Raw genomic sequence first — 24,046 nt, 5'->3', positions numbered from 1 at the left:
CCACGGGCCCCCAACACAATCTATGAATCGTGAGAGGGACGACGATGAGCCGACGAATTGCATTCTGCGCGGACGGGACATGGGACGGCACGGGAAACAACAGCAACGTCTGGAAGATATCCAACGCAATCTCCTCCATTCCGGGGCAACAATTCAAGTTCTACGATCCGGGCGTTGGCGCGGATGGATTGCCGATTGAGAAGCTGGCAGGGGGAGCCTTCGGCTTCGGCCTCTTCCAGAAGGTCAAGGATGGCTATTCGAGTATTGCCAGCATCTACGAAGAGGGCGATGACATCTTCATCTTCGGCTTCAGCCGCGGAGCCTACACGGCGCGAAGCATAGCCGGAATGATTGGTGCTTGCGGCCTGCCTACCAAGAATCCCGACCCGAACCAGGTTGAAGTTGCGTTTGAAGCGTACCGGAACAAGGACAAGCGAGTAGAGATGCTGGCGACGTTGAGTTCGTATGGCATGGTTCAGCCTCAGATCAAGATGGTTGGTGTCTGGGACACGGTAGGCGCGCTAGGAATACCTGCAATCATCGGCGGTGTGAGTCCGCTGCTGTATGGGTTCCTGGACACGGGCCTCAACCCCCGAATTCTGAACGCGTATCACGCCGTCGCGATCGATGAAAAGAGAGAAGAGTTTCCGGCGACGCTTTGGACAACGCCTCCGGCTCCGGGACAGACGATCTCGCAGGTCTACTTTACCGGTGTCCACTCGGATATAGGCGGCGGCTATGCAGAAGACGCTGATAGCGGCTCTGCCCTGTCGGAGATCCCGCTGGGGTGGATGATGTGTAAAGCTGCGGCACTGGGGCTAACGATCGACCCCACAATGCTGGCGAAGTATCCATGCCCAACGGAGGCCAAATATGCGCTCGATACGAAGCACGAGTCGTGGAACCCGGTATGGCTCTTCCCCAAGTCGCGGAAGATCGATGCGAAGGCGACGCTGGCGAACAGCGTTGCAGTCCGCTGCCAGCATGACGGCAGTTATCGGCCGTGCAATCTTACTCTGCAGAACACGGGGCTTCCCGATGCGGGATACGCCAGCGAAGTAGTTGTGGCATAGCCTTTGACGGCTATGCCATCTCTTCGAGGACTGCCTTGATGCGGTCGCAGGCCCAGAGCAGGTCTTCGCGCTCGATGGTGAGCGGAGGAGCGAGGCGGATGACGTTGTCGTGCGTCTCCTTGCAGAGAAGACCCTCACGCATGAGCGCCTCGCAGATGGGACGCGCCGGGCCGTTCAGTTCGATGGCAACCCAGAGGCCCATGCCGCGTACTTCTCGAATCTGCGGGCTGCGAATCTGCCGGATGCGGTCGATCAGCAGCCTGCCCAGTTCGGCAGAGCGCTCGGCGAGCCGTTCTTCGACGATGACGCGAATCGAGGCACGCGCAACCGCGCAGGCCATCGGATTTCCACCGAAGGTGCTGCCGTGGTCACCGGGATTGAGCAGGCCTATGATCTCGCGCGAAGCAAGAACCGCTGAGACGGGATAGAAGCCGCCTGCGAGCGCCTTGCCAACGATGAGCACATCTGGCCTGATCCCCTCGTGCTCATAGGCAAAGAGCTTGCCCGTGCGGCCGAGGCCCGATTGAATCTCGTCGGCCATGAAGAGAACGTTGTTCTCTTTGCAGATCGCGGCCGCCTCGGCCAGGTAGCCGGCGGGCGGAATCAGCACACCCGCTTCGCCCTGAATCGGCTCGACGAGGAAGGCTGCGGTGTTGAGCGTGATCGCCTCACGGAGAGCTGCAGCATCGCCGAACGGAATGATCTTGAAGCCGGAGAGATAAGGGCCGAAGCCGTCGCGGTACTGCGGTTCGGTGGAGAAGCTGATGATTGAGATCGTGCGGCCATGGAAGTTGTTCTCGCAGACGATGATCTCGGCCTTGCCCTCGGGAATGCCCTTGACCTTGTAGCCCCACTTGCGCGCGAGCTTCAGCGCGGACTCGACGGCCTCGGTGCCGGAGTTCATGGGCAGCGTCATCTCATAGCCGGTGAGGTCGGAGACCTCCTTGTAGAAGAGCGGAAGCTGGTCGTTGCGGAAGGCGCGCGAGGTCAGCGTAACGCGCTGCGCCTGCTCCTGCATGGCGGCAAGGATGCGGGGATGGCAGTGGCCCTGGTTGACGGCAGAGTACGCGGCGAGGAAGTCGAGATACCGCCGGCCTTCGACGTCATAGATCCACACACCTGAGGCGCGCTCGACAACGACATCCAGAGGCTTGTAGTTGTGCGCGCCGTACTTGTCCTCAAGCGCGATGAGGCGCGAGGTTGTGGTGGATTGCACCTTGAGATCTTCTGCTGTGTCGCTGTGCAGGGTTGAACTTGCCATATCGACCGCCTGAGCCTGATTTTTTGAAGAAGTAGAGTGACTTCTCTTTTCTATTATTCCATGCCGAAGGATAGAGGCGCGAAAAGCTGCATAAACACTGTATAGAACATGCATAAAAAGAAGAGCGCGGCGATAATGCCGCGCTCTTCTTGTATGACGCCTGAATAAATATGCGCTACTTTGCGGCAACAGCAAGCTGCTGCTGATACTCCTCATACGGCCCCTTGTGGTCCGTAATGCGGAAATCGTCGGGGCCGCCCTCGAAGTGCCAGATGCGCGTGCCGGCCTCTTCGATCAGGTCCTGGTCATGTGTGACGAGGAAGACGGTGCCCTCGTACTTCTGGATCGCCTGGTTGAGTGCGTTGATGCTCTCGAGGTCGAGGTGGTTCGTCGGCTCGTCAAGCACAAGCACATTCGGCTTCTGCAGCATCAGTTTGCAGAAGAGCAACCGCGCTGCCTCTCCGCCTGAGAGCGCATCCGTCTTCTTGTTGCCCTCTTCGCCGCGGAAGAGCATCTGGCCGAGAATGCCGCGGATGTCTTCCTTGGTGGCCTGCGGGTCGAACTGGTGCAGCCAGTCGGCCGCCGTCATGCCGAGTTGGATCGAGCCCTTGTGGTCCTGCGCGAAGTAACCAATCTGCGCCTCGTGGCCCCATTTCACGGTGCCTGAGTCGATGTCGGAGGCCTGCGACTCGTCGAGCCCGGCGTTGGCCAGCAGCGCCTTGAGCATCGTCGTCTTGCCTTGCGCGTTGCGGCCGATGAGAACAACCTTCTCACCGCGCATGACGGCGGAGGAGAAGTTATTGATCACGTGTTCTGTCTTACCGTCGGGTTGAGTGTAGGACTTGTTGACGCCTTCGACTTCGAGCAGGTGCTTGCCCGAGGGGCGCAGCATTTCGAAGCGAATGTACGGGCGCTGGATATTCGAGCGTGCAAGCTCGGTCGTTGCAAGCCGCTCGACTTCCTTCTTACGCGAGTTGACCTGCGAGCTGCGCGTACCGGCGGAGAAGCGCGCAATGAAATCGTTGAGCTGAGCGATCTTCTTTTCGCGCTGCTCGTTCTGGCTCTCGATGCGGGAGCGGACCTGCGTCTTCTGCAGAACCATGTCGTCGTAGCCGCCGGTGTAGGTGATGATCGTCTCGTAGTCGATGTCGGCGATATGCGTGCAGACTGAATTGAGGAAGTAGCGATCGTGCGAGATGGTGATCACTGTGCCGTTGTAGCGGTTGAGGAAGTTCTCCAGCCAGTGGATGGAGTCGAGATCGAGATAGTTCGTCGGCTCGTCGAGCAGCAGAGCTTCGGGGTTGCCGAAGAGGGCCTGCGCAAGGAGCACGCGGACCTTCTGGCCGCCCTGCAGTTCGCTCATCTTGCGTTCGTGCACTTCGTCTGGGATATCGAGGCCTTGCAGCAGCACTGCGGCGTTCGACTCGGCCTCATAGCCGTCCTCGTCGCCGACGATGCCCTCGAGCTCTCCGAGGCGCGAACCGTCTTCGTCCGTCAGCTCCGGCTTCTCGTAGATGCGCTCACGTTCTTCAAGCGCCGCCCACAGGGCCTTGTTGCCCATGATGACGGTGTCGATCACGCGATAGGCGTCGAACTCGTACTGGTCCTGCTTGAGGACGCCGACTTTTTTAGGGCGAACGACAGAGCCCTTCTGGGCGTCGATCTCGCCGGTGAGCACCTTCATGAAGGTGGATTTGCCGGCGCCATTGGGGCCGGTGAGGCCGTAGCGGCGGCCCGTGGTGAACGTGACCGAAACATCCTCAAAGAGGAGCTTCGATCCATAGCGCATAGTGACATTCGAAACGGAGATCATCGTATTTCTTCTATTTTACAGCCTTCACTGCATTGCAGGCGCTAAGCCTGCCACCATTCAAACGTGAGGCTTACACATCGCCTGGGAGATTGCACGCCTCAGCCATGGCCTTCAATCGCATTGATGGCAGTTGCCGCTCCCAGCCTGGCGCCTACGGCACAAACAGCAAAGAGGAACGGGACAAAGATGCGAACTTCACTCACAATACCCACCGTGAGCCAAAGCGGAAGGTAGAGGCCGCTGGCAACCAACACCAGGGAATCGAACGCTGTGACTCGAACTCGCTTCACCTGGAGTATCAATACGACAAGAGCAACAGGCATCATTGCCAGCGCAAAGCCAACAATCCCATGAGGAGTAACGTTGCGCCACAACTGAACAACTGCGGTGTCCGGAGGGTACTCCAGATGTGGAAAGCGTATTCGCTGCAGGTAAAGCTGTATCGTCACCGCTAGGGCAGCGATAGCCCCTCCAGTCAGGAGATTGGAGCGCCTGCTGCCGAAATCCGCGAACGCATCGCCAAACATGCTTCCCAGGGCCAGCGCCGTACCGAAGACAAAGGGGATATCGGCACGAACGAAGCTCTGCCAGAGTGTCAGCACCAAAAGCGACACAATTGGCAGAACGCCTCTGGTTTGTTTCGAAAGCAACCAGAGAACGCCAGCCAGATAGAAGGTATTTGGCAGTGTTTCAGGACGCTGCCAGGGAACAACCCAGGTCAAAGGAAACTGGATGAATGCCAGAAATAGCGCAACGGCGGCAACGCGGCCGTATATCGAGCGCTCGACCGCGATGTCCTTCACCGCCAGGAGATAGAACAAGTACAAAGCGGGGAAAATGAATAGAACGCCGATAGCCGCATAGATAACGCTTGAATCCAAACCAGGAACAACGTGAGCGACTAAACGCCCTAGCCATGGAATCGCGACTCGATAGGCCTCGGGCGCATAAAGCACCTTCGGCGCCTCAAACAGAGAGACATGGTGATCTGTTGAATAAATGTAATAGGATTCATGCGAAAAGTGCCCCAGGGTCGCGCATGCGAACAGCAGAAAAACTGTGACGAAGATGCGTTCATATCGCAGGTAGCTTTGCATGGAACCGGTGCAACGCACCTGTGTTCCCTCAGCTTGATCGTTGGGCATAGTTTAAGCAGCCTGTTGTGCTGAGCCAGTGTAATGCATGATTTATACAGACCGGAGGTAAGGACCTGCCAACTCGACGGGGGGCCACCACTCACTCTAAGCGAACGTTCATGAAGGTCGGTTTTCCGGTGCCATTGAGTCCGGTTAAGTCTGTCGCGCGATGTGAACGAAGCACAAGCTCCGCCTGGGCTGGTTGGCCTGCGGGCGGAGCGTTGTGGAGGACTGTCAGCGTCCCCGGTTGCCGCGGGATGGCCGGTTGCCTGAGTTGCCGCCGCGCGGGTGCGAGGCATTGCGTCCGGGGTGCGCGTTATTGCTCTTACCGTGACCCTGCGGGCGGGCGGCGTTGCCTTTACGACGTCCGCGAAACCCGCCAGGACGACCACTGTTTGACGCTTCGCTGTCCTGCCCGGAACCGTTGCGCCAGGAGCGCGTCTCCAGTGCAAGCAGCGCATCGATGGGGTCGGACGAAGCAGCGGGAAGCGCGTTGAGGTCTAGGGGCTTGTTGCGCTCCTCCTTCTCGAGGTTCTTATCGGCCTCGCGCCAGTCGAATTTTATCTTCAGTTCGCGCTCCAGCTTGCGGGCTTCGTGACGCTCCTGCGGCATGACATAGGTCGTCGCAACGCCCTTCGCGCCGGCGCGCCCCGTGCGGCCAATACGATGAACGAAGTCCTCGCTGGCGTTCGGCAGGTCGTAGTTGACGACGTGCGCGATGTCGGAGACATCGATACCGCGCGCGGCAACGTCGGTCGCCACAAGAACGCGGTGCTTGCCGGTCGCGAAGCCCTTGAGAGCCGCCGTGCGCTGTGACTGCGAGCGGTCGCCGTGGATGGCGTTCGTGTCGTGGCCCAGCTTCTCGAGCTTGCGCGCGATACGGTCGGCGCCATGCTTGGTACGCGAGAAGACCAGGAACGTTCCCTGCTCTTCGTTCAGCATCTGGTTCAGCAGGCCGAGTTTCTGGTCCTGCATCACCGTATAGGCGCGCAGCTCAACCCGGTCCGAAGGCTTCGAGGTGCTTCCGATCTCGATGCGAACAGGATTCTTCACGTAGTCACGAACGATCTCCTGGATGTTGGCATCGAGCGTAGCCGAGTAACACATCGTCTGCCGCGTCTTGGGAACGGCAGTGACGATACGGCGGATGGCTGGCAGAAAGCCCATGTCGAGCATCCGGTCGACCTCGTCGAGAACGAACATTTCGACCTTGGAGAGATCGATCTCACGGCGGCGGAGGAAGTCCTCAAGGCGGCCCGGAGTTGCGACTACAAGACGAGGACCGCGGTCGAGGTTGTCAAACTGAACGTTCTCTGAGAGTCCTCCGCAGATCAGCGTGGCATCATGCTTTGCGCTGGGCATCAGCTTCCAGTAAACGTCCAGGACCTGCATTGCCAATTCGCGCGTAGGAAGAAGAATGAGGGCCCGGATGGGGTTACGCTTTGCGCGCGTGCTGGGCACAGAGGTCGCATCCAGGCGCTCGATGATGGGTACGAGGAAGCTGAGGGTCTTGCCAGTACCAGTTGAGGCAGTGGCAAGGATATCGGAGCCATCGAGTGCCGGCGGAATCGCTCCAGCCTGCACCGGCGTCGGGTTGATGAATCCAGCGTTCGTCAGACGGCTCTTGAGGGAGTCCGGGATGTTGAAGTCGATAAAACGCTGGTTTGGGGAGGAGGGTGTGGGCTCCGCAGGGAGTTCCTGCGAGACCGGATGCTGCTCAAGAGTTGCTGTAGTCAAGAAAAATCCTTTGGTATAAGGCCGATTCATTCGACCAGACAGAGAAATGCAGATGCGGCACTGGCCGCCAATCCTGGATTCAGCATGGCTCTCGGGATCTGATTCGCGAAAAGCTGCTGCTGCACGGCGAAGCGCGTCCGATGACGTGCCTCCAGCCAGAGCAACCAACTCATGTCTCCACATTTTCGTGGTGAAAAGACAGGCGATGGGAGGAAGCGATCGCAGTCTCTGGCCAGATCTTCGATATAAGCTGAAGTCTTCGCCTGCGATGCTTTGCGGATAGTTCATTACTACTCGCAAGAGTAGTTTACCACATTTCAGGCAAAAGGTTGCCGAGGAGCCTGCAACAAAAGGACCCCTCGGCTCGTTGTTGTCTTCATTCGCAATCAGATATGGCAGCTAACCATGCCGCGCTTCTCCAGATAGCGCTGGTGGTACTCCTCCGCCTTCCAAAAGGTGCGGGTGGGATGAACCTGCGTCGCGATCGTATCGCGATACATGCCCGAGGCGTTCAACTCGGCGATCTTTGCCCGAGCTTCGCTAGCCTGCCGGTCATTGTGTGTGAAGATGACGCTCCTGTACTGGGTTCCCCAGTCCGGCCCCTGCCGGTTGACCTGCGTGGGGTCGTGAAGCGCGAAGAACGCGTCCAGCAGCGCTTCGTAACTCAGCCGAGAGTTGTCGAAGGTTACCTGAACGACTTCCGCATGGCCGGTGCGGTCGGTACAAACATCTTTATAGGTTGGGTGCTCGAGATCTCCGCCCTCGTAGCCCGCCGCTGTGTCGATCACTCCAGTTACTTCATTGAACCTGGCTTCAACACCCCAAAAACAACCTGCTCCAAATGTTGCCTTTTCAATTGCCACCGCTACTCCTTTACTGCTCACAACACCCTCGTTCTGCTGGCTAATGGCTGTTGCGCCGTTTACCCGGACGATATTCAGTTGGATGCTTCCAGAAGGTCGTTTGTCACCAACCGAAAGATGAACAGCGGGAGTATTCTGTTCGCCCGGATCGTGACGTGTCAATAGAATCACAACGAACTTTTGTGGGATATCAACAGGGTGTTTCAAAAGATTTAAATTTGCTGTAGAAATGGCCGTCGCCAGCCCTTCCGGCAGGTGCCTAACTAGATTCAGCCTGGCCCTCTTCACCTACGACAAATGATCTATGAGAATCGCCTGTCTCTTACCGGCCGCCGTTTGGCTGACTTTGGCGGAACGGGCTTTTTGAGCTGTGCATGCTCCGGCATCTTTTGCTTAGGAGTGACCTTCTGCCCACGCGCGGCGCGACCCAGCGCAGTCACTTCGCCCGCAGTCAACTCGCGGAAATCGCCTGGGGGCACATCGAGGCGAAGAGCGCCGTAGCCGATCCGCCGGATCTTTTCGACGTGATGGCCGATCTCTTCAAACATCTTTCGTATCTGTCGATTGCGGCCTTCGGTCAAGGTCAACTCGTACCAGGGATTGTCGCCACCCCGCACCTGCTCCACCTTCGCCGGTGCCGTGATGACCCGGTCCCGGCGTCCACTGCGTATCTCGTTGAGGCGGCCGCGATCGATCATGATGCCTCGCCGAAGCTGCTCAATCCCTTCAGCGGTGGGCACCCCCGAAACCTTCACAAGATAGGTCTTCTCCACGCCGGCCGCCGCCTTTGACAAGCGGTTGGCGAGGTCCCCGTCGTTCGTCATCAGGAGCAGGCCTTCGGAGAGGTAATCCAGCCGGCCGACGGGATAGAGACGGACGTGGTCCCCATGGGGTCCCTTGGTCTTTGTCATCAATTCCATCACTGTAGGCCGCTTCTCAGGGTCTGCGAGCGTGGTGACGTAGCCGCGCGGCTTGTTGAGCATGTAGTAGCGCTGCTGCTCGCGCCCGTGGAGCAGCTTGCCATCGACGCGGATATGGTCGCGGGTGATGTCGGCGCGCGTACCAAGCTCTGTGACGGTCTGGCCGTTTACCTGAACGCGGCCTTCGAGGATGATCTCTTCAGCCTTGCGGCGGCTGGCGATGCCGGCCTGCGCAAGGATCTTCTGCAGGCGGTCGCCTGTGGGAGCTTCCTGGGAAGGGTCCGGTTTGCTCTTGGGATTGTTTTTCGACACTGGTTCCAGCTTTCCGACTGCGGAGCTGCTCATCGCGGTCAAGTGTTGCTCAGCTACCAGTGTATCCAGTTATCAGGGACGGAGTACATTCAGTCCTGCTTCGATTCCACACCAACGGCTGAAACGCTCTCATCGCTCAGGGTATCGTCGGGTAGCTGGTCGTCCAGCGGATCGTCCACGGGGTCTGGACTGCCATCGGCCTGGGGAAGATGGGTGTGCCGCTCTTCCTCAAGCTCACCCGGCGACTCAGGAGCATGGTGCTCATGGGCGACCGAGTCCATCGGGATCTCTTCCTGCTCGGCCAGCTCCCCGGCCATCTTCTCGAACTCTTCGATCGAGGGAAGCTCGTTGATGTCCTTCAAGCCGAAGCGCAGCAGGAAGTCCTTGGTCGTCTTGTAGAGAATGGGACGTCCAATGACCTGCTTGCGGCCCGCTGTCGTGACCAGCTTGCGCGTCATCAGGCTGCCGAGCACGCCGCCTGAGTCCACGCCGCGAATCTCGGAGACCTCAGGGGCTGTCACCGGCTGCTTGTACGCGACGACGGCAAGCGTTTCGAGCGCCTGCAGCGAGAGCTTCAGCGGCGGCTTCAGCGACTTCACAAAGCCACGAACTGCATCGTGATACTCGGGCTTGGTTGCAAGGCGGTAGCCGCTGGCCACCTCGCGTATCTCCAAGCCGCGATCGCCGTTTGCATAGTCGGAGACAAGCTCATCGAGCAGCGAGCGAAAGTATTCGCGCAGCCGCCGGGACTTCTCCTTCTCGTCTTTGGCCTCACGCACAGCCAGCTTGTCAGCGTCGCCCTCAACTGCCGCGTCCGGCTCGGTAGCCACCGGAGCAGCTTCGCGCTCAACAGCAGGCTCGGTAGCCTCCTCGGCAACCACCTCGGCATTGAGTGCGTCGGCATCGTTCGCTTCGACGCTGTCTGCCCGATCGGCATCGACAACCTCGCCTTCGCCAAGCGCGAGCGAGTGTTGTGCAGCGGCGATCTGGTCCAGCTCGACCTGGGCCTCCTGGCCTAACAGCCCGACTAGCTGTGCGAGGGTTACAGGTTCTTCTGAGGCATAGATGACGGCTTCGATCTTGGCTTTAAGGCTCATTCCCCTCTGAGTGTATAAGAACGGCGCAGCCATTTGACCTGATGATCGGTGTGATTAAGGACGCGTTTTGCACAGAGACAGGGTGTCGTCCAAACTGGCCCGGAGAACCGCAATCGCTCCGTTCGCTATCTGACGAACTGATTGAACAGCCAGTAGAGCCCACCCGAGAGCATGGCCGCGGCAGGCAGCGTAAAGAACCACGCCAGTGCAATGTTGCGCAGAGTTTTCAGTTGAAGCCCGCTGTTATTCGCAGCCATCGATCCGGCAATTCCCGATGAGAGAACGTGTGTCGTGCTCACCGGAAGACCGAACCTGTCGGCGCCCAGAATCGTTGCCATTGCGATCAGCTCGGCCGCCGCTCCCTGCGCGTAAGTCAGATGCGTCTTGCCGATCTTTTCGCCGACGGTCACGACGATGCGTTTCCAGCCGACCATTGTGCCCAACCCAAGAGCGAGCGCGACCGCAACCTTCACCCATGTGGGAATGAACTTCGTCGAGTGATCGAGAAAGCCCGCATAGTTGGCGAAGATGCTCGAGTCGTCCTCATCGAGCCTGGGGCCGTACTTCGGCATGAGATGGATGCTCTCGCTCACCAGATACATCTGGTTGCGGACATTGGCCTGCATGTCGTCGGGAACGCGGCGCAGAGAACCGAAGCGAGTGACCTCTCGCTCGATGGCGGTCACTGTCTGCTGCAAGGCAGGCATTGTCTCCGAATGAAACTCGCGCGTTGCAACAAAGCGCTGGAGCTCGGGTCCGGCATCGCTGACAGTAACGCTGGGATCGATGTAGTGCGAGATGGCCTGGGTTGTCTGCTGCGAGACGGCGGCAAAGGTCTGGACCTCGGAGGTTCCCACCGCATGGTTGAGGGCGTAGGCCGTGGGGACCGTCCCAACCAGAACCAGCATGATCAGTCCCATGCCCTTCTGTCCATCGTTGGAGCCATGAGCAAAACTTACGCCCGTGCATGTAAGCACCAGCAGCGCGCGAATATGAAACGGTGGCGGCTCCGTGCCCTTGGGGGCTTCGTAAAGACGCGGGTCGCGAAGCGCGATCTTGAAGACAAGAAACAGCAGCGCAGCACCTACAAGGCCAACCACCGGCGAGACAAGCAACGCCTTGAAGACCTTGGTGACCTGGTCCCAGTCGACGCCGCTGAATCCGCTTGCGCCATGCAGAAGCTGGTTGGTTATTCCAACGCCGATAATCGAGCCGATCATGGTATGCGAGCTCGAAGCAGGCAGGCCGCGATACCACGTTGCAAGGTTCCACAGAATGGCCGCCACCAGCAGCGCAAAGACCATGGCAAACCCGGAGCCTTTACTCACCTTGAGAATCAACTCGACGGGAAGCAACGTAATGATGGAGTAGGCAACGGCGCCCGAACTCGTCAGCACCCCGATAAAGTTCCAGACACCAGACCAGACGACTGCGGCATGAGGTTCAAGCGAGTGCGTATAGATGACGGTCGCCACCGCGTTGGCGGTATCGTGAAATCCGTTCACGAATTCAAAACCAAGCGCGATCATCAGCGCTACGCCAAGCAACAGGTAGGGATAAATTGTCGTGGTATGGACAAACGAGAGGTCAATTGCGAGCCGGTTGACAATGTAGGCGACCCCGCCTAAAACCAACAGCAGAAAGACGATGAAGCCTGTCTTTCCGGGAGAGCTCTTTTTCAACTTCTCATCAAGTAATCGACCTGACGGAAGGGTGGCTTGAGTTGCCATAAACTTGATCACCTAGAAGATCAGGTCGTTCCTTGCACGAAACTAAAGATGTCCGTCGCAATGGTAACTGAAGAAGATGAATGGAACATTACAGTCAGATGAACTTATCCGTATCTATAAGAAAAGCAACGATTTAATTATAGATCGACCTGAGGAAAACAAGGCCTAAACTTTCCGGCGCGATCAAACGAAGAAAAGGGCTTACCGCCAGTCGTCTCTCGCCTGTTGCTGATCGGCAAAGACCTGGTCGAAGTTGTCGGTCTTCTTGATGAGAATGTCCCCCTGCTGGACCGGCTGATGCAGCAGCACAGCCTGCAACCGGACCAACTCCAGCATTGCGAGGAACATGCAGATCAACGCGCGTTCCGTGTGCGTATTGTGAAGCAATCGGCGCAGCGAGACGGGCTTGTCTTCCATGACGAGACGGCGCTTCACGTAGTCGATCATCTGCGCAACGGTGACGGATTCTTCATCGACGTCGAGCACAGGCCGCTTACGGACACGGTCAAGGATCTCCTGAAAGACGCGGACGAGGTCGACCGTGTCGGCCGCGATCTCGCGCTCGGCCTCGGCCGTTTCGCGGAACTCGCGGATGCCGGGATTGGTCCATATGGCTTCTTCAATCTGCTGCTTCTGCAGCAGCATCTGCGCGGCGGCCTTGAAGCGCTCATGCTCGAGCAGGCGCTCGACCAACTCGCGGCGCGGGTCTTCGGCGTCTCCTCCGGCGACGTCGCTGGGATCGCGTGGCAGCAGCATCTTCGACTTGATATGAATCAACAGCGAGGCGGTGTAGATAAACTCGCCGGCTGCGTCGACATCGCTCTGCTGGAGTTTCCGGGTGTACTCCAGAAACTGCTCGGTGATGCGCGCGATGGGAATGTCGTAGATGTCGATGTTCTGCTTGCGGATAAGATCGAGCAAAAGGTCGAGCGGGCCGTCATAGACTTGGCCGACAAAGACCGAGAACGGCGACTGGGACGCCTCTTCCTTCTCTTTGTCCTTGTCCTTTGGAACGCGCTTCGGCTCTGCTTCGGGAGCAGCGACAGGGTGCTTGAGAGCAAAGGTCTCCTGCGGCTGCGGCTCCATAGGCTGCGCAGTCATCTCTGGCGATGTAGCTTCTGCGCCGGCTTCGGTTTCGGGATGGAGAGTTTCGTCGGCCATTATTCTCTACAGAAGTCCTACCGCTCGGTTGACTTGGTTCATCGTTGTTTCCGCTCTTGCGGCAGCCCTTTTGTTGCCATTCGCAAGAATGTCCTTTACCTCGTCGGTGTGGGACTCAAAGTATCTACGGCGTTCAGCGATCGGAGCAATCTCCTGCACGATGGCATCGGCCACCCACCCCTTACATTCGATGCAGCCGATGCCAGCCGTCGTACATCCCTCGCGGACCTTCTGTTGCGTCTCCGCTGTGGAAAAGACCTTGTGCAGATCGAAGACAGGACATACGTCCGGGTTGCCCGGGTCTTCGCGGCGTACGCGCGCCGGGTCGGTCACCATCGTTTTGATCTTGGACCGGATAGCCTGTTCAGTGTCGGAGAGCTCAATCGTATTTTTATAGCTCTTGGACATCTTGCGTCCGTCGGTGCCAGGCAGTTTAGGCGAAGGAGTCAACAGTACCTGCGGCTCGGGCAGCACGTCGATGCGGCCAAACCCGGTGAGCTTCTTCGTCTGTTGTGCGGCGGTGAACAATTCATACGCGGTAAACGTGCTTTTACTCTTGTCGCCGGCGATCTTACGCGCCTTCTCTTCAATGGCCGGAAGCTCCCAGGGCTTCGCCTCCGGACTTAGAAAGAAGTCGCCGGGATAGAACTGGTTGAAGCGGCGTGCGACCTCGCGGGTGAGCTCGACGTGCGCCTCCTGGTCTTGCCCTACGGGAACAAACTTCGGCTGATAAAGAAGGATATCGGCGGCCTGCAACAGCGGATAGCCGAGGAAGCCGTAGGTCGCGAGGTCCTTCTCCTTGAGCTGCTCCTGCTGGTCCTTGTATGTGGGCACGCGCTCCAGCCAACTGAGCGGAGTAATCATGCTCAGCAGAAGATGCAGTTCGGCGTGCTGCGGAACCTGCGACTGGACAAAGATCGTCGACAGCTTGGGATCGAGGCCGGCGGCGAGAAAATCGATCGCGACTTCAAGCGTATCCTTTGCCACATTCGAGGTGTCGGCATAGCCCGTGGTCATGGCGTGCCAATCCGCGATAAAGAAGTAGCACTCGTACTGGTGTTGCAGCTTGACCCAGTTGTAGAGCGCGCCCATGTAGTTGCCCAGGTGCAGCTTGCCGGTCGGGCGCATGCCGCTGAGGACGCGCGAGCGCGAGTTGGAGGAGGTCTGTTCGGTCATTACGTTCAATTCATGATGATACGGGAAGACGCACTCTAAAGCGCGGCGAGGATGCTGTCGAAGGTCGACTGCAAAGGTCCAAGAAAAATGCGGAAGATGAAGCCTCCGGCGACAAGCATAAATATCCACAGGGCGAAGATGCCCATACGGTCATACACCTGCAATACGCTGTAAGGCAGAAAATGGCGAAGAATGCGGCTGCCATCCAGCGGAGGAAACGGCACAAGATTGAAGACAAACAGTAGCAGGTTGATCAGGATGATGTAGTAGAAGAGTAACGCCAGAGGAAAGAGCGCCGGCAGATTTTCCGTTGAGACCCCGGGGTAGTGCATGGCCAGCGCCATCGCGGTGAAGACGGAGAGCGCTCCTCCGGGAACGGCATGCTTGATGATGAGGAGAAGAATCAATGCGGCGGTCGCCAGTAGCAAGTTGCTGATGGGACCGGCGATGGTGACCAGGATGTCGTCGCGGCGATAGTTCTTGAAGTTGCGTGGCGTAACCGGCGTTGGCTTGGCCCACCCAATCAACGGCCAGTGGTAGACCAGCGCCACCAGCGGCATCAGGACCGAGCCGAAGGGATCGAGGTGCTTCATCGGGTTCAGGGTCACGCGACCCAGCATGCGCGCCGTGGGGTCTCCCAGCCGCCAGGCAGTCCAGGCATGAGCGCACTCGTGAACGCAGAAGGCCATGACCAGCGCCACGACCTGCATAAGGATGAGGACAACGTCCTGATTCATATCTTTAGCTTATCGAAGATTGCACTCAAAAAACGGTACCCGCCTCAAGCGTTCTTCTCACGTTTGACCTTGGCCGGTATACCAACGGAGACGGTTCCTGGAGGAACAGCCTTTGTCGCAAGGCCCATCGCGCCGAGCATGGCATTCTCGCCGATGTGCGCTCCAGCCAATACCGTGGCGTGGTAGGTGATGCGCGCTCGTGGGCCGATCACCGTGGGCTTGTTCGTCACATCTGCCTGCACGTTGATGTCGTGCGTGTGCGAGTAGATGTTGGCGTAGTCCGAGACGCTGGAACCCTCGCGCAGGATGATCTCTCCGCGATCGTCGAGCATGACGTTCTTGTGGATGGTGCAGTTGTCCTCGATGGTGAGGTTGTAGCCATAGGTGAACTCGACGTTGTGGAAGATCTTTACGCCCTTGCCCATGTGGCGGAAGATGTGGTGCCCTAACATGCAGCGAAACTTGAACCCGAGCCAGTGGTTGAGCCCCAGCGGTGAGCGGTCGAACATCTGCCAGAACCAGATCAGCGGCTTGCGAACGGCATACTTCTCGGCGTCGATATCGCCGTAGTACTCCGGCTCAAGAGTGACGTTGCGCGGGTCGAAGGACTCGGTGAGCACATTGGTGGCAAGCTCGCTGCTCAGCATTGCGTTCATGCGACCGCCATGCTGTTTGCCTAGATATATCTGATACAGCTCGTCGCGGACAATATCAGACCGGCGGTCGACAGACTGGTGCCTGGTGAACTCCTCGTTGAGCTGCGCCAGCCAGCGGCGATAGATGGCCTCGGCCTCGGGTGTGGGCTTGAGTTCGCGATAGGTGTACTTCGGCATGATTGGTCCCTCAGCAGAACAGTACTGGGATTTCGCTGCGCTCAGACATGACGACTTTGCAGCAACGCCTGGAGCCTGGCTATTCAATCGCAAAGACAGCGTAAACGGTCGCCAAGCGCTCGATCTCGCGCGGATTGATGGCCAGCGGTTCCACCTTGTCCATCGCCGGGGCAGCAGCCATCGCGCGCATCATGATCGGGCGCGGTCCGCTTGCTTGCACCTCGTTGCTGGCGTAGAGCAGCGAGCCGAGCTTCGTGTTCAGTCCGGCAGCCATCTGCTCGGCCTGGGTACGGGCACGCTTCAGGGCCTTGGCAGCGGCCTCCGCGTCGGGAGCGTTGTCGTCCTTGAAGCCCCACTCGATCTGGCCGGACTGGTTCGCCCCGGCCTTCACCGCCACGTCGAGCGCCTTGGCCGCATCATTGGCGGCCATCTTCACCGTCCAGCTCTGCGTTACCTGGAACTGGCGCTGCGCCTTCTGCGCCTCAGTCAGCTTTTCGATCTGGTAGGGCTGAACTGGAGAGACCTGCTGGTTCTCGCTCTGGATCGTCTCCTTCGGGATTCCGGCCTTTGTGAGTGCATCCACGATGGCGTTTGAGATGCGCGACCCGTTGGCGTAAGCCGTGTTGCTGTCGGGGCCGTAGGCAATAAAGCCGATGTGCAGCGTCGCCTGATCGGCCATCAGGGTCACCTTGTCGGTCGCGGTGATCGCAATGGTGCGGTTCTCCTTGTTCACCTGGATGGTCTGTGCTGAGACTCCGGCGACTGATACGAGGGTGACAAATGCAGTCGTGAGGACGCTAGTGCGAAGGTTGGTCATGCCTCTTCTCCTGTCCTGCCGATCAGATCGGCGAGGGTTTCTTTGTGCTTTGGCCTTGCGGCGCGCTTCTGCTTCGGGTCGGGCAACACACGTTCGGGTGGCGGAGTTCCGACGCGATCGCGCGCATTCGATTTGACGGCCTTCACGGTGGAAAATACCTGCTTCTTCTCTTTGGCCATTCGTAAGCTCCGGGGCGGCGGCGCGGTTGAGCCAGGCCCTCTGCGATTATGCAATACTTTGTTCGCAGCGTCTGGTAACCGCCGGGCGGCTGTGGGACGTGGACGGCAAAACAGCCGCCGCCCCCTGAAGAGGTGCAGAGATGGAAGAACGTGACTTTTTCGACGAGCGGCCCGAACAGCGCACCCACACCATGACCTGTCCACACTGCGGACAACCTGGCGAGTACGAACTGGGCTGGATCGTGCGCCGCAAGAAGGCCCAGCTCCCCCGAAACGCCGACGATCGCGACCGCGCACGGTTCGCCAAGGCCCAGAGCTACATGGTTCGCCGCGACGACATGGTCGGCTGCAAAAACATCCGCTGCCGCAAGCGTTTTGAGGTCGCTGGCATTCAGTCGGTCGCGTTTATATAAGTCTTCCTTGGGCTATTGTGAATTTACGCAAAGCCGCTTTACGAATGAATCCGTATTCAATTATGCTGACCGGCGCTGGACGAAACGAAGGATCAACCCTGTGAGCGGGCGGTAATCGTTATGAAACGGAAGGCTATGTTTTAATGGAATCGAGCGCCGATGCCCTATGGCATCGGCTGCCTTCCTATCGAATCGGAAGAATACGCAGGGAGATTTAGAAGACCAATGGCGAACACGCTGATACCCGTTGAAGAACGTAATCTGAGCCCCGATGAGGTCGAACTGCTGGACAAGCGCCGCCGTCGCGGCCAGCTTTTCCTGGTGATCGGCTGGCAGTTTCTTATCGTCAGTACGCTGGTGACGGTATGGGCCGGTCAGGACATTACGCTCTCTCCGGGATGGGCGCACCCCATGTTCTATTGGGACGTGCTCACTGGTGTACTCGCCGTGGCCTTCTTCATCATGGGCATTCGTCTGCGCCGCGGAACAAACGAGTTCATCAGCTACTAAGCATTCGCTGAATCGGCTCGGGCGTTCCCGAAGAGATTATTCGAAAGAGCGGCGTCAGCCTGCGGGGCTGTCCGCCGCGGACAGGTTCGGATGGTTGCAGGAACGCTCGCAGTGGCAGCAGGTGCTTACCAAATAGCGGGACTGTTGCTCGATACGGAGCATCCAGGCCTCAGCCTCTCAGCCACGCTAGCTGAACCAGGACACTTCTCTTCCCTTGAGTCCGGCCTTCTCGTCCTGTGCCTTCTCTGCTCTGCGGCGCTATTCTTCTGGCGCTTCGGGCCAATTCTCCGTAATATCCTGCGCTCAAAGAAAGACGCAGACTTTTCCCTCAGCCCTATCGGACTCCGCGTGTGGGACTTCTTCTGGGAGGTCCTGTGCCAGGGCAAGGTCATCCGCCAGAGACCGCTCCCCGGCCTTGCCCACGCCTTCGTCTTCTGGGGGTTTCTTGCCTTCGCACTCGTGAGCCTCAACCACCTGGCAAACGGAGTCGGGCTCGGCTTTCTGTCCCCTCAAAGCATCGTCGGAAGTTTTTATTTCCTTTTCGCTGCCGCTTGGGCATTGCTGGTAGCCGTCTCGATTGCTGGGCTGTTCATCCGCCGCTTCTTCGTCAGGCCAATCTGGCTCGGTGAAAAGGTCTCTTATGAGTCTGGGTGGATCGCATTCCTTATCTTTCTGCTGATGGTCAGCTATCTCGGGGAGTTCTTCGTCAACGACGGTGGCGCAGGTGCAAAAGCCCTCTGGTGGACGCATACGCTGGCGCTGGTGGTCTTTCTTCCATTGATTCCGCACACCAAGCACCTGCACCTTGTGCTCAGTCCGGTAACGGTCTTTCTCAAGCGCGACGGCTTCTCGAAGATTCCTCCGCTCGCGGGCGATGAGGATTTCGGCCTGGTCGCGGGTAAAGATGTGACGCAACTGATCTCGCTGCAAGCCTACAGTTGCGTGGAGTGCGGCCGGTGCACGGAGCACTGCCCCGCCGCGAACACCGGCAAGGTGCTTAGTCCGAAGGAAATCGTCCTCGGTATGCGTGGTTACCTGAACGAGTTCGGGCCTGCCTCCGATATTCCCTTGCTTAGTGGGAGCCGCGCTAATGCGCCTACCGATGCACACCAGAAGCTGCTCAGCATGGAAGCCGCGTTCGAGTGCACTACCTGCGGAAGCTGCGAGTATCAGTGCCCCGTCGGCATCCAGCATGTGCCCATCATCGTCGGCCTGCGCCGCGGCGCGACCAACACTGGAGCATGGGAGGACGACTATGGCACCAAGCTCTTCCTTGCGCTCGAGAAGCATGGCAACGCGCTTGGCCTGAGCGCCGTGGAGCGCGACAAATTCATTCAGAAGCAGGCGTTTCCCATCTTCGATGGGACGCAGGAGTATTGCCTGTGGCTGGGCTGCATGGGTGGCTACGATCCCAAGGGGCGCGAGATCATCGCCGACTTCTCGCGTGTGATGCAGTATCTCGGAACGAGCTTCGGCGTGTTGAAGAAAGAAAAGTGCACGGGCGATCCGGCGCGACGCCTGGGCAACGATCTCGTCTTTCAAACACTGGCCGAGAGCGGCCTGAAAGCTTTTGAGACAGCAAAGGTGCGGAAGATCGTCGCAATCTGCCCGCACTGCGTCCGCACCATCGCCAACGACTGGCGCGAGTTTGGCATTGCTCCCGAGATCGAGCATCACTCCGAGTTCATGGCGCGGCACAAAGACCGTCTGCCGAAGCAAGGCGGCGAGAGCATCGTCTATCACGATCCCTGCTACCTCGGCCGCTATCAGGATGTATACGAGGAGCCGCGTGCTGTCGTTGCGCTGGCCGGCACGCTTATTGAAGCTCCACGCTCGCACGAGCGCAGCTTCTGTTGCGGAGCCGGCGGCGGATTGGCATTTCTTGGTGAAGAGAAGGGTGAGCGCGTCAGCCATGTACGTGCGAAGGAGCTTGTGGATACTGGGGCGCAGGTCGTCGGCACGGCGTGCCCGTTCTGCAATACGATGTTCCGCGACGCGCTGACAGCGGTGAGTGATGCCCCTCCTCAGTTGCTCGACATCGCGCAACTGACCGCGCGGGCGATTCCCGCATCACAGAAAGAAGCTGGAGGAGTGCAGTGAAGATTGTTGTAGCCATCAAGCAGGTGCCGGAGCGCGACGCGCAGGTCCGCGTTGCCGCCGACGGCAAATGGATCGACGAGAGCGATCTCAGCTACACCATCAACGAGCCGGACGCCTACGCGCTCGAAGAGGCGTTGCAGTTGAAAGAGAAGAACGGCGCGGGAGAGGTCATCGTCGTCTGCGCCGGTCCGGAGCGCGTGCAGTCCACGCTGCGCGAGGCGCTCGCCAAGGGCGCGGACCGCGCCATTCACATCGAGGCCGACAACCTTGGTGACCTCGATACCGTGGGGGTTGCGCGGCTTCTGGCCAATGCGGTGAAGGCCGAGTCGCCGGACCTCATCCTCACCGGCTTGCAGTCCGACGACCTGGGGCTCGGCCAGACGGGCGTCGTTCTCGCTGAGCTGCTCGGCATTCCCCACGCCACTCTCATCATGCACGTCGAGGCAACACCCGCAGGCCTGAAGGTCAAACGCGAGCTCGAAGATGGATGGTTTCAGTATGTCGAGATGCCCCTGCCGGCGCTGCTCACCATCCAGTCGGGTGGAAACAAACTGCGCTATGCGACGCTGATGGGAATTAAGAAGGCCAGGACCAAGGAGCTGAAGACCGTGGCGGCAGAGGCTCCTGCTCATGCAGCGGCCGTGACGCTCGAGCGGGTCTACCTGCCCGAGAAGCAGAAGAAGACGGAGATACTTACCGGCACTCCTGCCGAGGTTGCGGCGAAGATCGTCGAGAAGCTGAAGTTTGAAGCGAGGGTGATATGAGCGGAGTGCTTGTTGTTCTGGAACAGCGCGAAGGAGCATGGAATCGCATGAGCTTCGAGGCGCTCGCCGCCGGCCAGCAGCTCGCCGCAAAACTGGGGGCGGAGCTTTCGGCTGCCATCGTTGGCGAGAGCGTTCAGTCGCTTCCGTGGGAGACGGATGTAAAGCCGAAAGCCGTCTATGCGGTTGAGCATGAGTTGCTGAAGACGTATACCTCCGACGGCTTCACCTCAGCGATCGAACAGCTCATCAAAAAGCTCGATCCCGCGTTCGTCCTCTTCCCTCACACCTACCAGGTGCGCGACTTTGCCCCGGCGCTGGCGACTCGTTTCCAGCAGGTACTGATCAGCGATGTCATCGCCATTCATGACGGCCCCGTGTTTGTGCGGCAGCTACTTCAGGGCAAGCTGAACGCAGACTACAAACAGACCGGTCCAGGCCCATGCTTCGTCTCCGTACAGGCAGGCAGCTTTCGCGCCGAAGCCTCCGGGGCTGCTCCGATCGCAATGGAGGGCTTCACGCTTGAGCTTGATGCCGCCAGGATTCGCAACAAACCCGGCGAGCGTTTCCGCGAGTCTGCGCAGACGGTCGACCTGTCGTCGGCCCCGATCATCGTCTCCGTCGGGCGCGGCATCGGTGAGCAGGAGAACATCGCCATCGTCCAGGAGCTTGCATCGGCCCTCGGCGCGGAGCTCGCCGCCTCGCGGCCCATCTGCGACAACGGTTGGCTGCCCATGGAGCGACAGGTAGGAAGCTCCGGACAGACCGTTTCACCGAAGCTGTACCTCGCGGTGGGAATCTCAGGAGCAATCCAGCACCTTGTCGGCATGAAGGGATCGAAGACCGTGATCGCCATCAACAAGGATGAGCACGCGCCGATCTTCGAGGTTGCCGACTACGGCGTCGTGGGCGACCTCTTCGAAATCGTCCCCGAACTGACGAAGGCCATTGCAGCGGCAAAGAGCTAACTGCTTTCGCACGAGTAAAGCGACATCGACAGATGTCGCTTTTCTCATGGAATGACTCCTTTCTCGAGGAGCGCCATCTATACTCATAACTCAAGCGGATGCGTCGGCTGCCGATGTTTTCATTGCACCCTCATCGCATCGGAATAAAGCGACATGGCGACCTTCTCTCAGATCGAGACGATCGACGGCACCCTACCCGAGACGCCGCCCGCACCGCTTCGTGAGAAGGAGCGCCTGACCGACAGCCATGGGCGCGCCATCACCGATCTGCGGGTCTCAGTGACGGACCGCTGCAACTACAAGTGCGTCTACTGCCGTACCGGAAACGAAGGCGCTCAGTTCACAGAGCTTCCTATCGATATTTACCTGCGTATGATTCGTGTCTTCGTCTCTCTCGGGATCGAAAAGATACGCCTTACCGGCGGCGAACCCCTGCTGCGAAAGGGGCTGGTCGATATGGTACGCGAGCTTTCCGGCATGAAGACCGCATATCTCCCCGACGGCTCCGTCGGCGAACGTCCGCTGGACATCGCCCTGACCACAAATGGACATCTGCTGAGCGATCTTGCTCAGCCGCTGAAGGATGCGGGACTGGGCCGCATCACCGTCAGCATGGATGCCGTCGATCCTGAGACATTCACAGCAATTACCCGTGTGCCCCGCAGCTTTGAACGGGTACTTGAGGGAGTACGACGCGCCAAAGAGGTTGGCCTTGGGCCAGTGAAGATCAACTGCGTCCTGCTGCGCGGCTTCAATGACCACGAGATCGAACGCTTTGCCGAATTTTCGCGCCAGGAAGGCGTCATCGTTCGCTTCATCGAGTTCATGCCGCTGGAGGAAGACCGAAGCTGGCGCCCCGAAACCGTGATCCGCATGGAGGAGCTTGTCGGGCGGCTCAACGCCTACCGCCCGCTGGTGGAGCTTCCGCCAAACTCGGTAAGTGAAACAGCACGAAGATTTACCTTCGACGACGGCCTGGGTGAGATCGGCATCATCGCCCCTGTCTCAAGGCCCTTCTGCGGCCATTGCAGCCGCGTCCGGCTGACGTCCGACGGCAAGGTTCGCACCTGCCTTTTCTCCCAAAGCGACCATGACCTTTACGGTCTGTTGCTTAGAGGTGGAACCGATGAAGCTCTGGCAGCGTACATCCGTAGTATTGTCATACGGAAGGAAGCACGTCATCACATTGGTGAGGCTGGATTTGAAAAGCCGTCAAGAAACATGGTCCACATTGGTGGATGACACAGGCACCGCCATTTGACTGAATTACGTCTAAGCTCAAGACCCTTTGCATTCCAGTAATGCTTCGAGACCCGGAAACGGATCTCCTGTTTCAGAACCCCTGAGGACTGTGCTTGAAGGACAGACGACAGTTCGAAGTTATTGAGAGCCGCCAGTTAGACCACCTGAGGGTGTTCCATGACGTGGCTCGGGCCCTGACATCGAGTCTGGAGCTTGAGGAGATTCTTAGCGCCATTATGAACAAGATGGCGCAGTTCTTCGGGCCTGAGCGCTGGTCGATGCTGATGGTCGACGAGAAGGGGGGCCATCTCTACTATGCCATCGCCGTCGGTGAGAACGCAGAGACCCTGCGCGGGCTTCGCGTACCTCTCGGCGAAGGTGTCGCTGGCTGGGTGGCGTCGACCGGCAACCCTCTGGTCGTTCCCGATGTAAAGCTCGACCCGCACTGGTCGGCATTTTCCGCGAAACATCCCGAACTCAACATTCAGTCGATAGCCTGCGTTCCGGTGCGATCCGGCGAGAAGACGCTTGGCGTCATCCAGTTGCTCAACAGCAAGCTCGACCTGATGTCGGAGTACTCGATCTCGTTCCTCCGCATCCTGTGCGACTACGCCGCCATCGCCATTCAGAATGCGCGTTCGATGACGCTCATTCAGGAACTCACCATCACCGACGACTGCACCGGCCTCTTCAATGCACGGCATCTCTACACCATGCTCGACGAAGAGGTTGCCAGGAACGACGAGTTCAGCCTGTTGTTTATCGACCTCGACCACTTCAAAAGCGTCAACGACACGCACGGCCACCTCGTTGGCAGCCGCCTGCTGGCCGAGGTGGGGAACCTGATGCAACGCTCCCTGGGGCCGGGCAACTCCTCTTTCCGCTATGGCGGCGACGAGTTCGTCGCGCTGCTTCCCGGCATGGGAAAACCCGCGGCCATGGGCGCCACCGTCGCCCTGCATGAGAGTCTGCGAAAGGCACGTTTCCTTGAAGGCGCGGGCCTGTCGCTCAGTTTGTCGGGCAGCTTTGGACTCGCCACCTTCCCCGAAGATGGCAGCAATGTCGCATCGATCCTGCGCGCCGCCGACACCATGATGTACGAAGCCAAGGTGACGCGCGATAACATCGCCGTTGCCGGCCGGGGTCTGTTGATGGACAAACCACGCCTTGTGGGCGCGGCGAGATCATCCCGCTAATCGCAGATACT

The 24,046-nt window shown here is 58.9% G+C and carries 22 protein-coding genes; 8 read left to right on the top strand and 14 right to left on the bottom strand.

Going from position 1 to position 24,046, the window contains the following annotated elements; translation table 11 throughout:
• Nucleotides 1–44 precede the first annotated feature (44 nt).
• On the top strand, nt 45–1,073 hold the full coding sequence (locus tag JSS95_00580) for a DUF2235 domain-containing protein (protein ID MBS1798297.1): 1,029 nt from the start codon (nt 45–47) through the stop codon (nt 1,071–1,073).
• Between the two features lie 10 nt (nt 1,074–1,083).
• Here JSS95_00580 and rocD read toward each other — a convergent pair whose 3' ends face one another.
• The 14 genes from rocD to JSS95_00510 form a co-directional block, all read right to left on the bottom strand.
• Nucleotides 1,084–2,334 carry an ornithine--oxo-acid transaminase gene (gene rocD, locus JSS95_00575; GenBank protein ID MBS1798296.1) on the bottom strand — a complete coding sequence of 417 codons (1,251 nt, stop codon included), beginning with the start codon at nt 2,332–2,334 and terminating at the stop codon, nt 1,084–1,086.
• 175 nt (nt 2,335–2,509) lie between these two features.
• Nucleotides 2,510–4,147, bottom strand: a complete 1,638-nt coding sequence (locus JSS95_00570; protein ID MBS1798295.1) for an ATP-binding cassette domain-containing protein — start codon at nt 4,145–4,147, stop codon at nt 2,510–2,512.
• A gap of 98 nt (nt 4,148–4,245) precedes the next feature.
• Nucleotides 4,246–5,292 (bottom strand): hypothetical protein, encoded by a 1,047-nt coding sequence (locus JSS95_00565; GenBank protein MBS1798294.1) that lies wholly within the window; start codon nt 5,290–5,292, stop codon nt 4,246–4,248.
• Between the two features lie 225 nt (nt 5,293–5,517).
• A complete protein-coding gene (locus tag JSS95_00560; protein MBS1798293.1) occupies nt 5,518–7,050 on the bottom strand; it encodes a DEAD/DEAH box helicase in 1,533 nt (510 codons plus the stop codon).
• A gap of 356 nt (nt 7,051–7,406) precedes the next feature.
• Complete coding sequence (gene msrA / locus JSS95_00555) at nt 7,407–7,883, bottom strand: peptide-methionine (S)-S-oxide reductase MsrA (GenBank protein MBS1798292.1); 477 nt, start codon at nt 7,881–7,883, stop codon at nt 7,407–7,409.
• 302 nt (nt 7,884–8,185) lie between these two features.
• Nucleotides 8,186–9,148 (bottom strand): rRNA pseudouridine synthase, encoded by a 963-nt coding sequence (locus tag JSS95_00550; GenBank protein MBS1798291.1) that lies wholly within the window; start codon nt 9,146–9,148, stop codon nt 8,186–8,188.
• A 56-nt stretch (nt 9,149–9,204) separates the two neighbouring features.
• Nucleotides 9,205–10,212 carry an SMC-Scp complex subunit ScpB gene (gene scpB / locus JSS95_00545; GenBank protein ID MBS1798290.1) on the bottom strand — a complete coding sequence of 336 codons (1,008 nt, stop codon included), beginning with the start codon at nt 10,210–10,212 and terminating at the stop codon, nt 9,205–9,207.
• A gap of 125 nt (nt 10,213–10,337) precedes the next feature.
• Nucleotides 10,338–11,942: an inorganic phosphate transporter gene (locus JSS95_00540; GenBank protein MBS1798289.1), complete on the bottom strand. Its 1,605-nt coding sequence runs from the start codon at nt 11,940–11,942 to the stop codon at nt 10,338–10,340.
• A gap of 201 nt (nt 11,943–12,143) precedes the next feature.
• Nucleotides 12,144–13,043 carry a segregation/condensation protein A gene (locus tag JSS95_00535; GenBank protein MBS1798288.1) on the bottom strand — a complete coding sequence of 300 codons (900 nt, stop codon included), beginning with the start codon at nt 13,041–13,043 and terminating at the stop codon, nt 12,144–12,146.
• Between the two features lie 66 nt (nt 13,044–13,109).
• On the bottom strand, nt 13,110–14,279 hold the full coding sequence (gene trpS, locus JSS95_00530; GenBank protein MBS1798287.1) for a tryptophan--tRNA ligase: 1,170 nt from the start codon (nt 14,277–14,279) through the stop codon (nt 13,110–13,112).
• Nucleotides 14,280–14,314: 35 nt separating this feature from the next.
• Nucleotides 14,315–15,016, bottom strand: a complete 702-nt coding sequence (locus tag JSS95_00525; GenBank protein MBS1798286.1) for a site-2 protease family protein — start codon at nt 15,014–15,016, stop codon at nt 14,315–14,317.
• A gap of 44 nt (nt 15,017–15,060) precedes the next feature.
• Nucleotides 15,061–15,849: an acyltransferase gene (locus JSS95_00520; protein MBS1798285.1), complete on the bottom strand. Its 789-nt coding sequence runs from the start codon at nt 15,847–15,849 to the stop codon at nt 15,061–15,063.
• A 79-nt stretch (nt 15,850–15,928) separates the two neighbouring features.
• Nucleotides 15,929–16,666: an SIMPL domain-containing protein gene (locus JSS95_00515; protein ID MBS1798284.1), complete on the bottom strand. Its 738-nt coding sequence runs from the start codon at nt 16,664–16,666 to the stop codon at nt 15,929–15,931.
• Nucleotides 16,663–16,845 carry a hypothetical protein gene (locus JSS95_00510; GenBank protein MBS1798283.1) on the bottom strand — a complete coding sequence of 61 codons (183 nt, stop codon included), beginning with the start codon at nt 16,843–16,845 and terminating at the stop codon, nt 16,663–16,665. The genes JSS95_00515 and JSS95_00510 overlap by 4 nt, the downstream gene beginning before the upstream one ends.
• Before the next feature lie 140 nt (nt 16,846–16,985).
• Between JSS95_00510 and JSS95_00505 the strand changes: the two genes are divergently transcribed.
• The 7 genes from JSS95_00505 to JSS95_00475 all read left to right on the top strand — a co-directional run bounded on the left by JSS95_00505 (nt 16,986) and on the right by JSS95_00475 (nt 24,035).
• Nucleotides 16,986–17,258, top strand: coding sequence for a hypothetical protein (locus JSS95_00505; GenBank protein MBS1798282.1), 273 nt, complete (start codon nt 16,986–16,988; stop codon nt 17,256–17,258).
• A 225-nt stretch (nt 17,259–17,483) separates the two neighbouring features.
• Complete coding sequence (locus tag JSS95_00500) at nt 17,484–17,768, top strand: hypothetical protein (GenBank protein MBS1798281.1); 285 nt, start codon at nt 17,484–17,486, stop codon at nt 17,766–17,768.
• A gap of 90 nt (nt 17,769–17,858) precedes the next feature.
• On the top strand, nt 17,859–19,868 hold the full coding sequence (locus JSS95_00495; protein ID MBS1798280.1) for a (Fe-S)-binding protein: 2,010 nt from the start codon (nt 17,859–17,861) through the stop codon (nt 19,866–19,868).
• Nucleotides 19,865–20,632, top strand: a complete 768-nt coding sequence (locus tag JSS95_00490) for an electron transfer flavoprotein subunit beta/FixA family protein (protein MBS1798279.1) — start codon at nt 19,865–19,867, stop codon at nt 20,630–20,632. The genes JSS95_00495 and JSS95_00490 overlap by 4 nt, the downstream gene beginning before the upstream one ends.
• Nucleotides 20,629–21,597, top strand: coding sequence for an electron transfer flavoprotein subunit alpha/FixB family protein (locus JSS95_00485; GenBank protein ID MBS1798278.1), 969 nt, complete (start codon nt 20,629–20,631; stop codon nt 21,595–21,597). Before JSS95_00490 ends, JSS95_00485 begins: the two co-directional genes overlap by 4 nt.
• Before the next feature lie 153 nt (nt 21,598–21,750).
• Nucleotides 21,751–22,839 (top strand): GTP 3',8-cyclase MoaA, encoded by a 1,089-nt coding sequence (gene moaA / locus JSS95_00480; GenBank protein MBS1798277.1) that lies wholly within the window; start codon nt 21,751–21,753, stop codon nt 22,837–22,839.
• Nucleotides 22,840–22,952: 113 nt separating this feature from the next.
• Nucleotides 22,953–24,035: a sensor domain-containing diguanylate cyclase gene (locus JSS95_00475; protein MBS1798276.1), complete on the top strand. Its 1,083-nt coding sequence runs from the start codon at nt 22,953–22,955 to the stop codon at nt 24,033–24,035.
• Nucleotides 24,036–24,046 lie beyond the last annotated feature (11 nt).

Source organism: Acidobacteriota bacterium (genome assembly GCA_018268895.1).
Taxonomy (GTDB): Bacteria; Acidobacteriota; Terriglobia; order Terriglobales; family Acidobacteriaceae; genus Edaphobacter.
The sequence above is the reverse complement of the archived record's forward strand: the minus strand, read 5'-3'. Positions and strand labels throughout refer to the sequence as shown.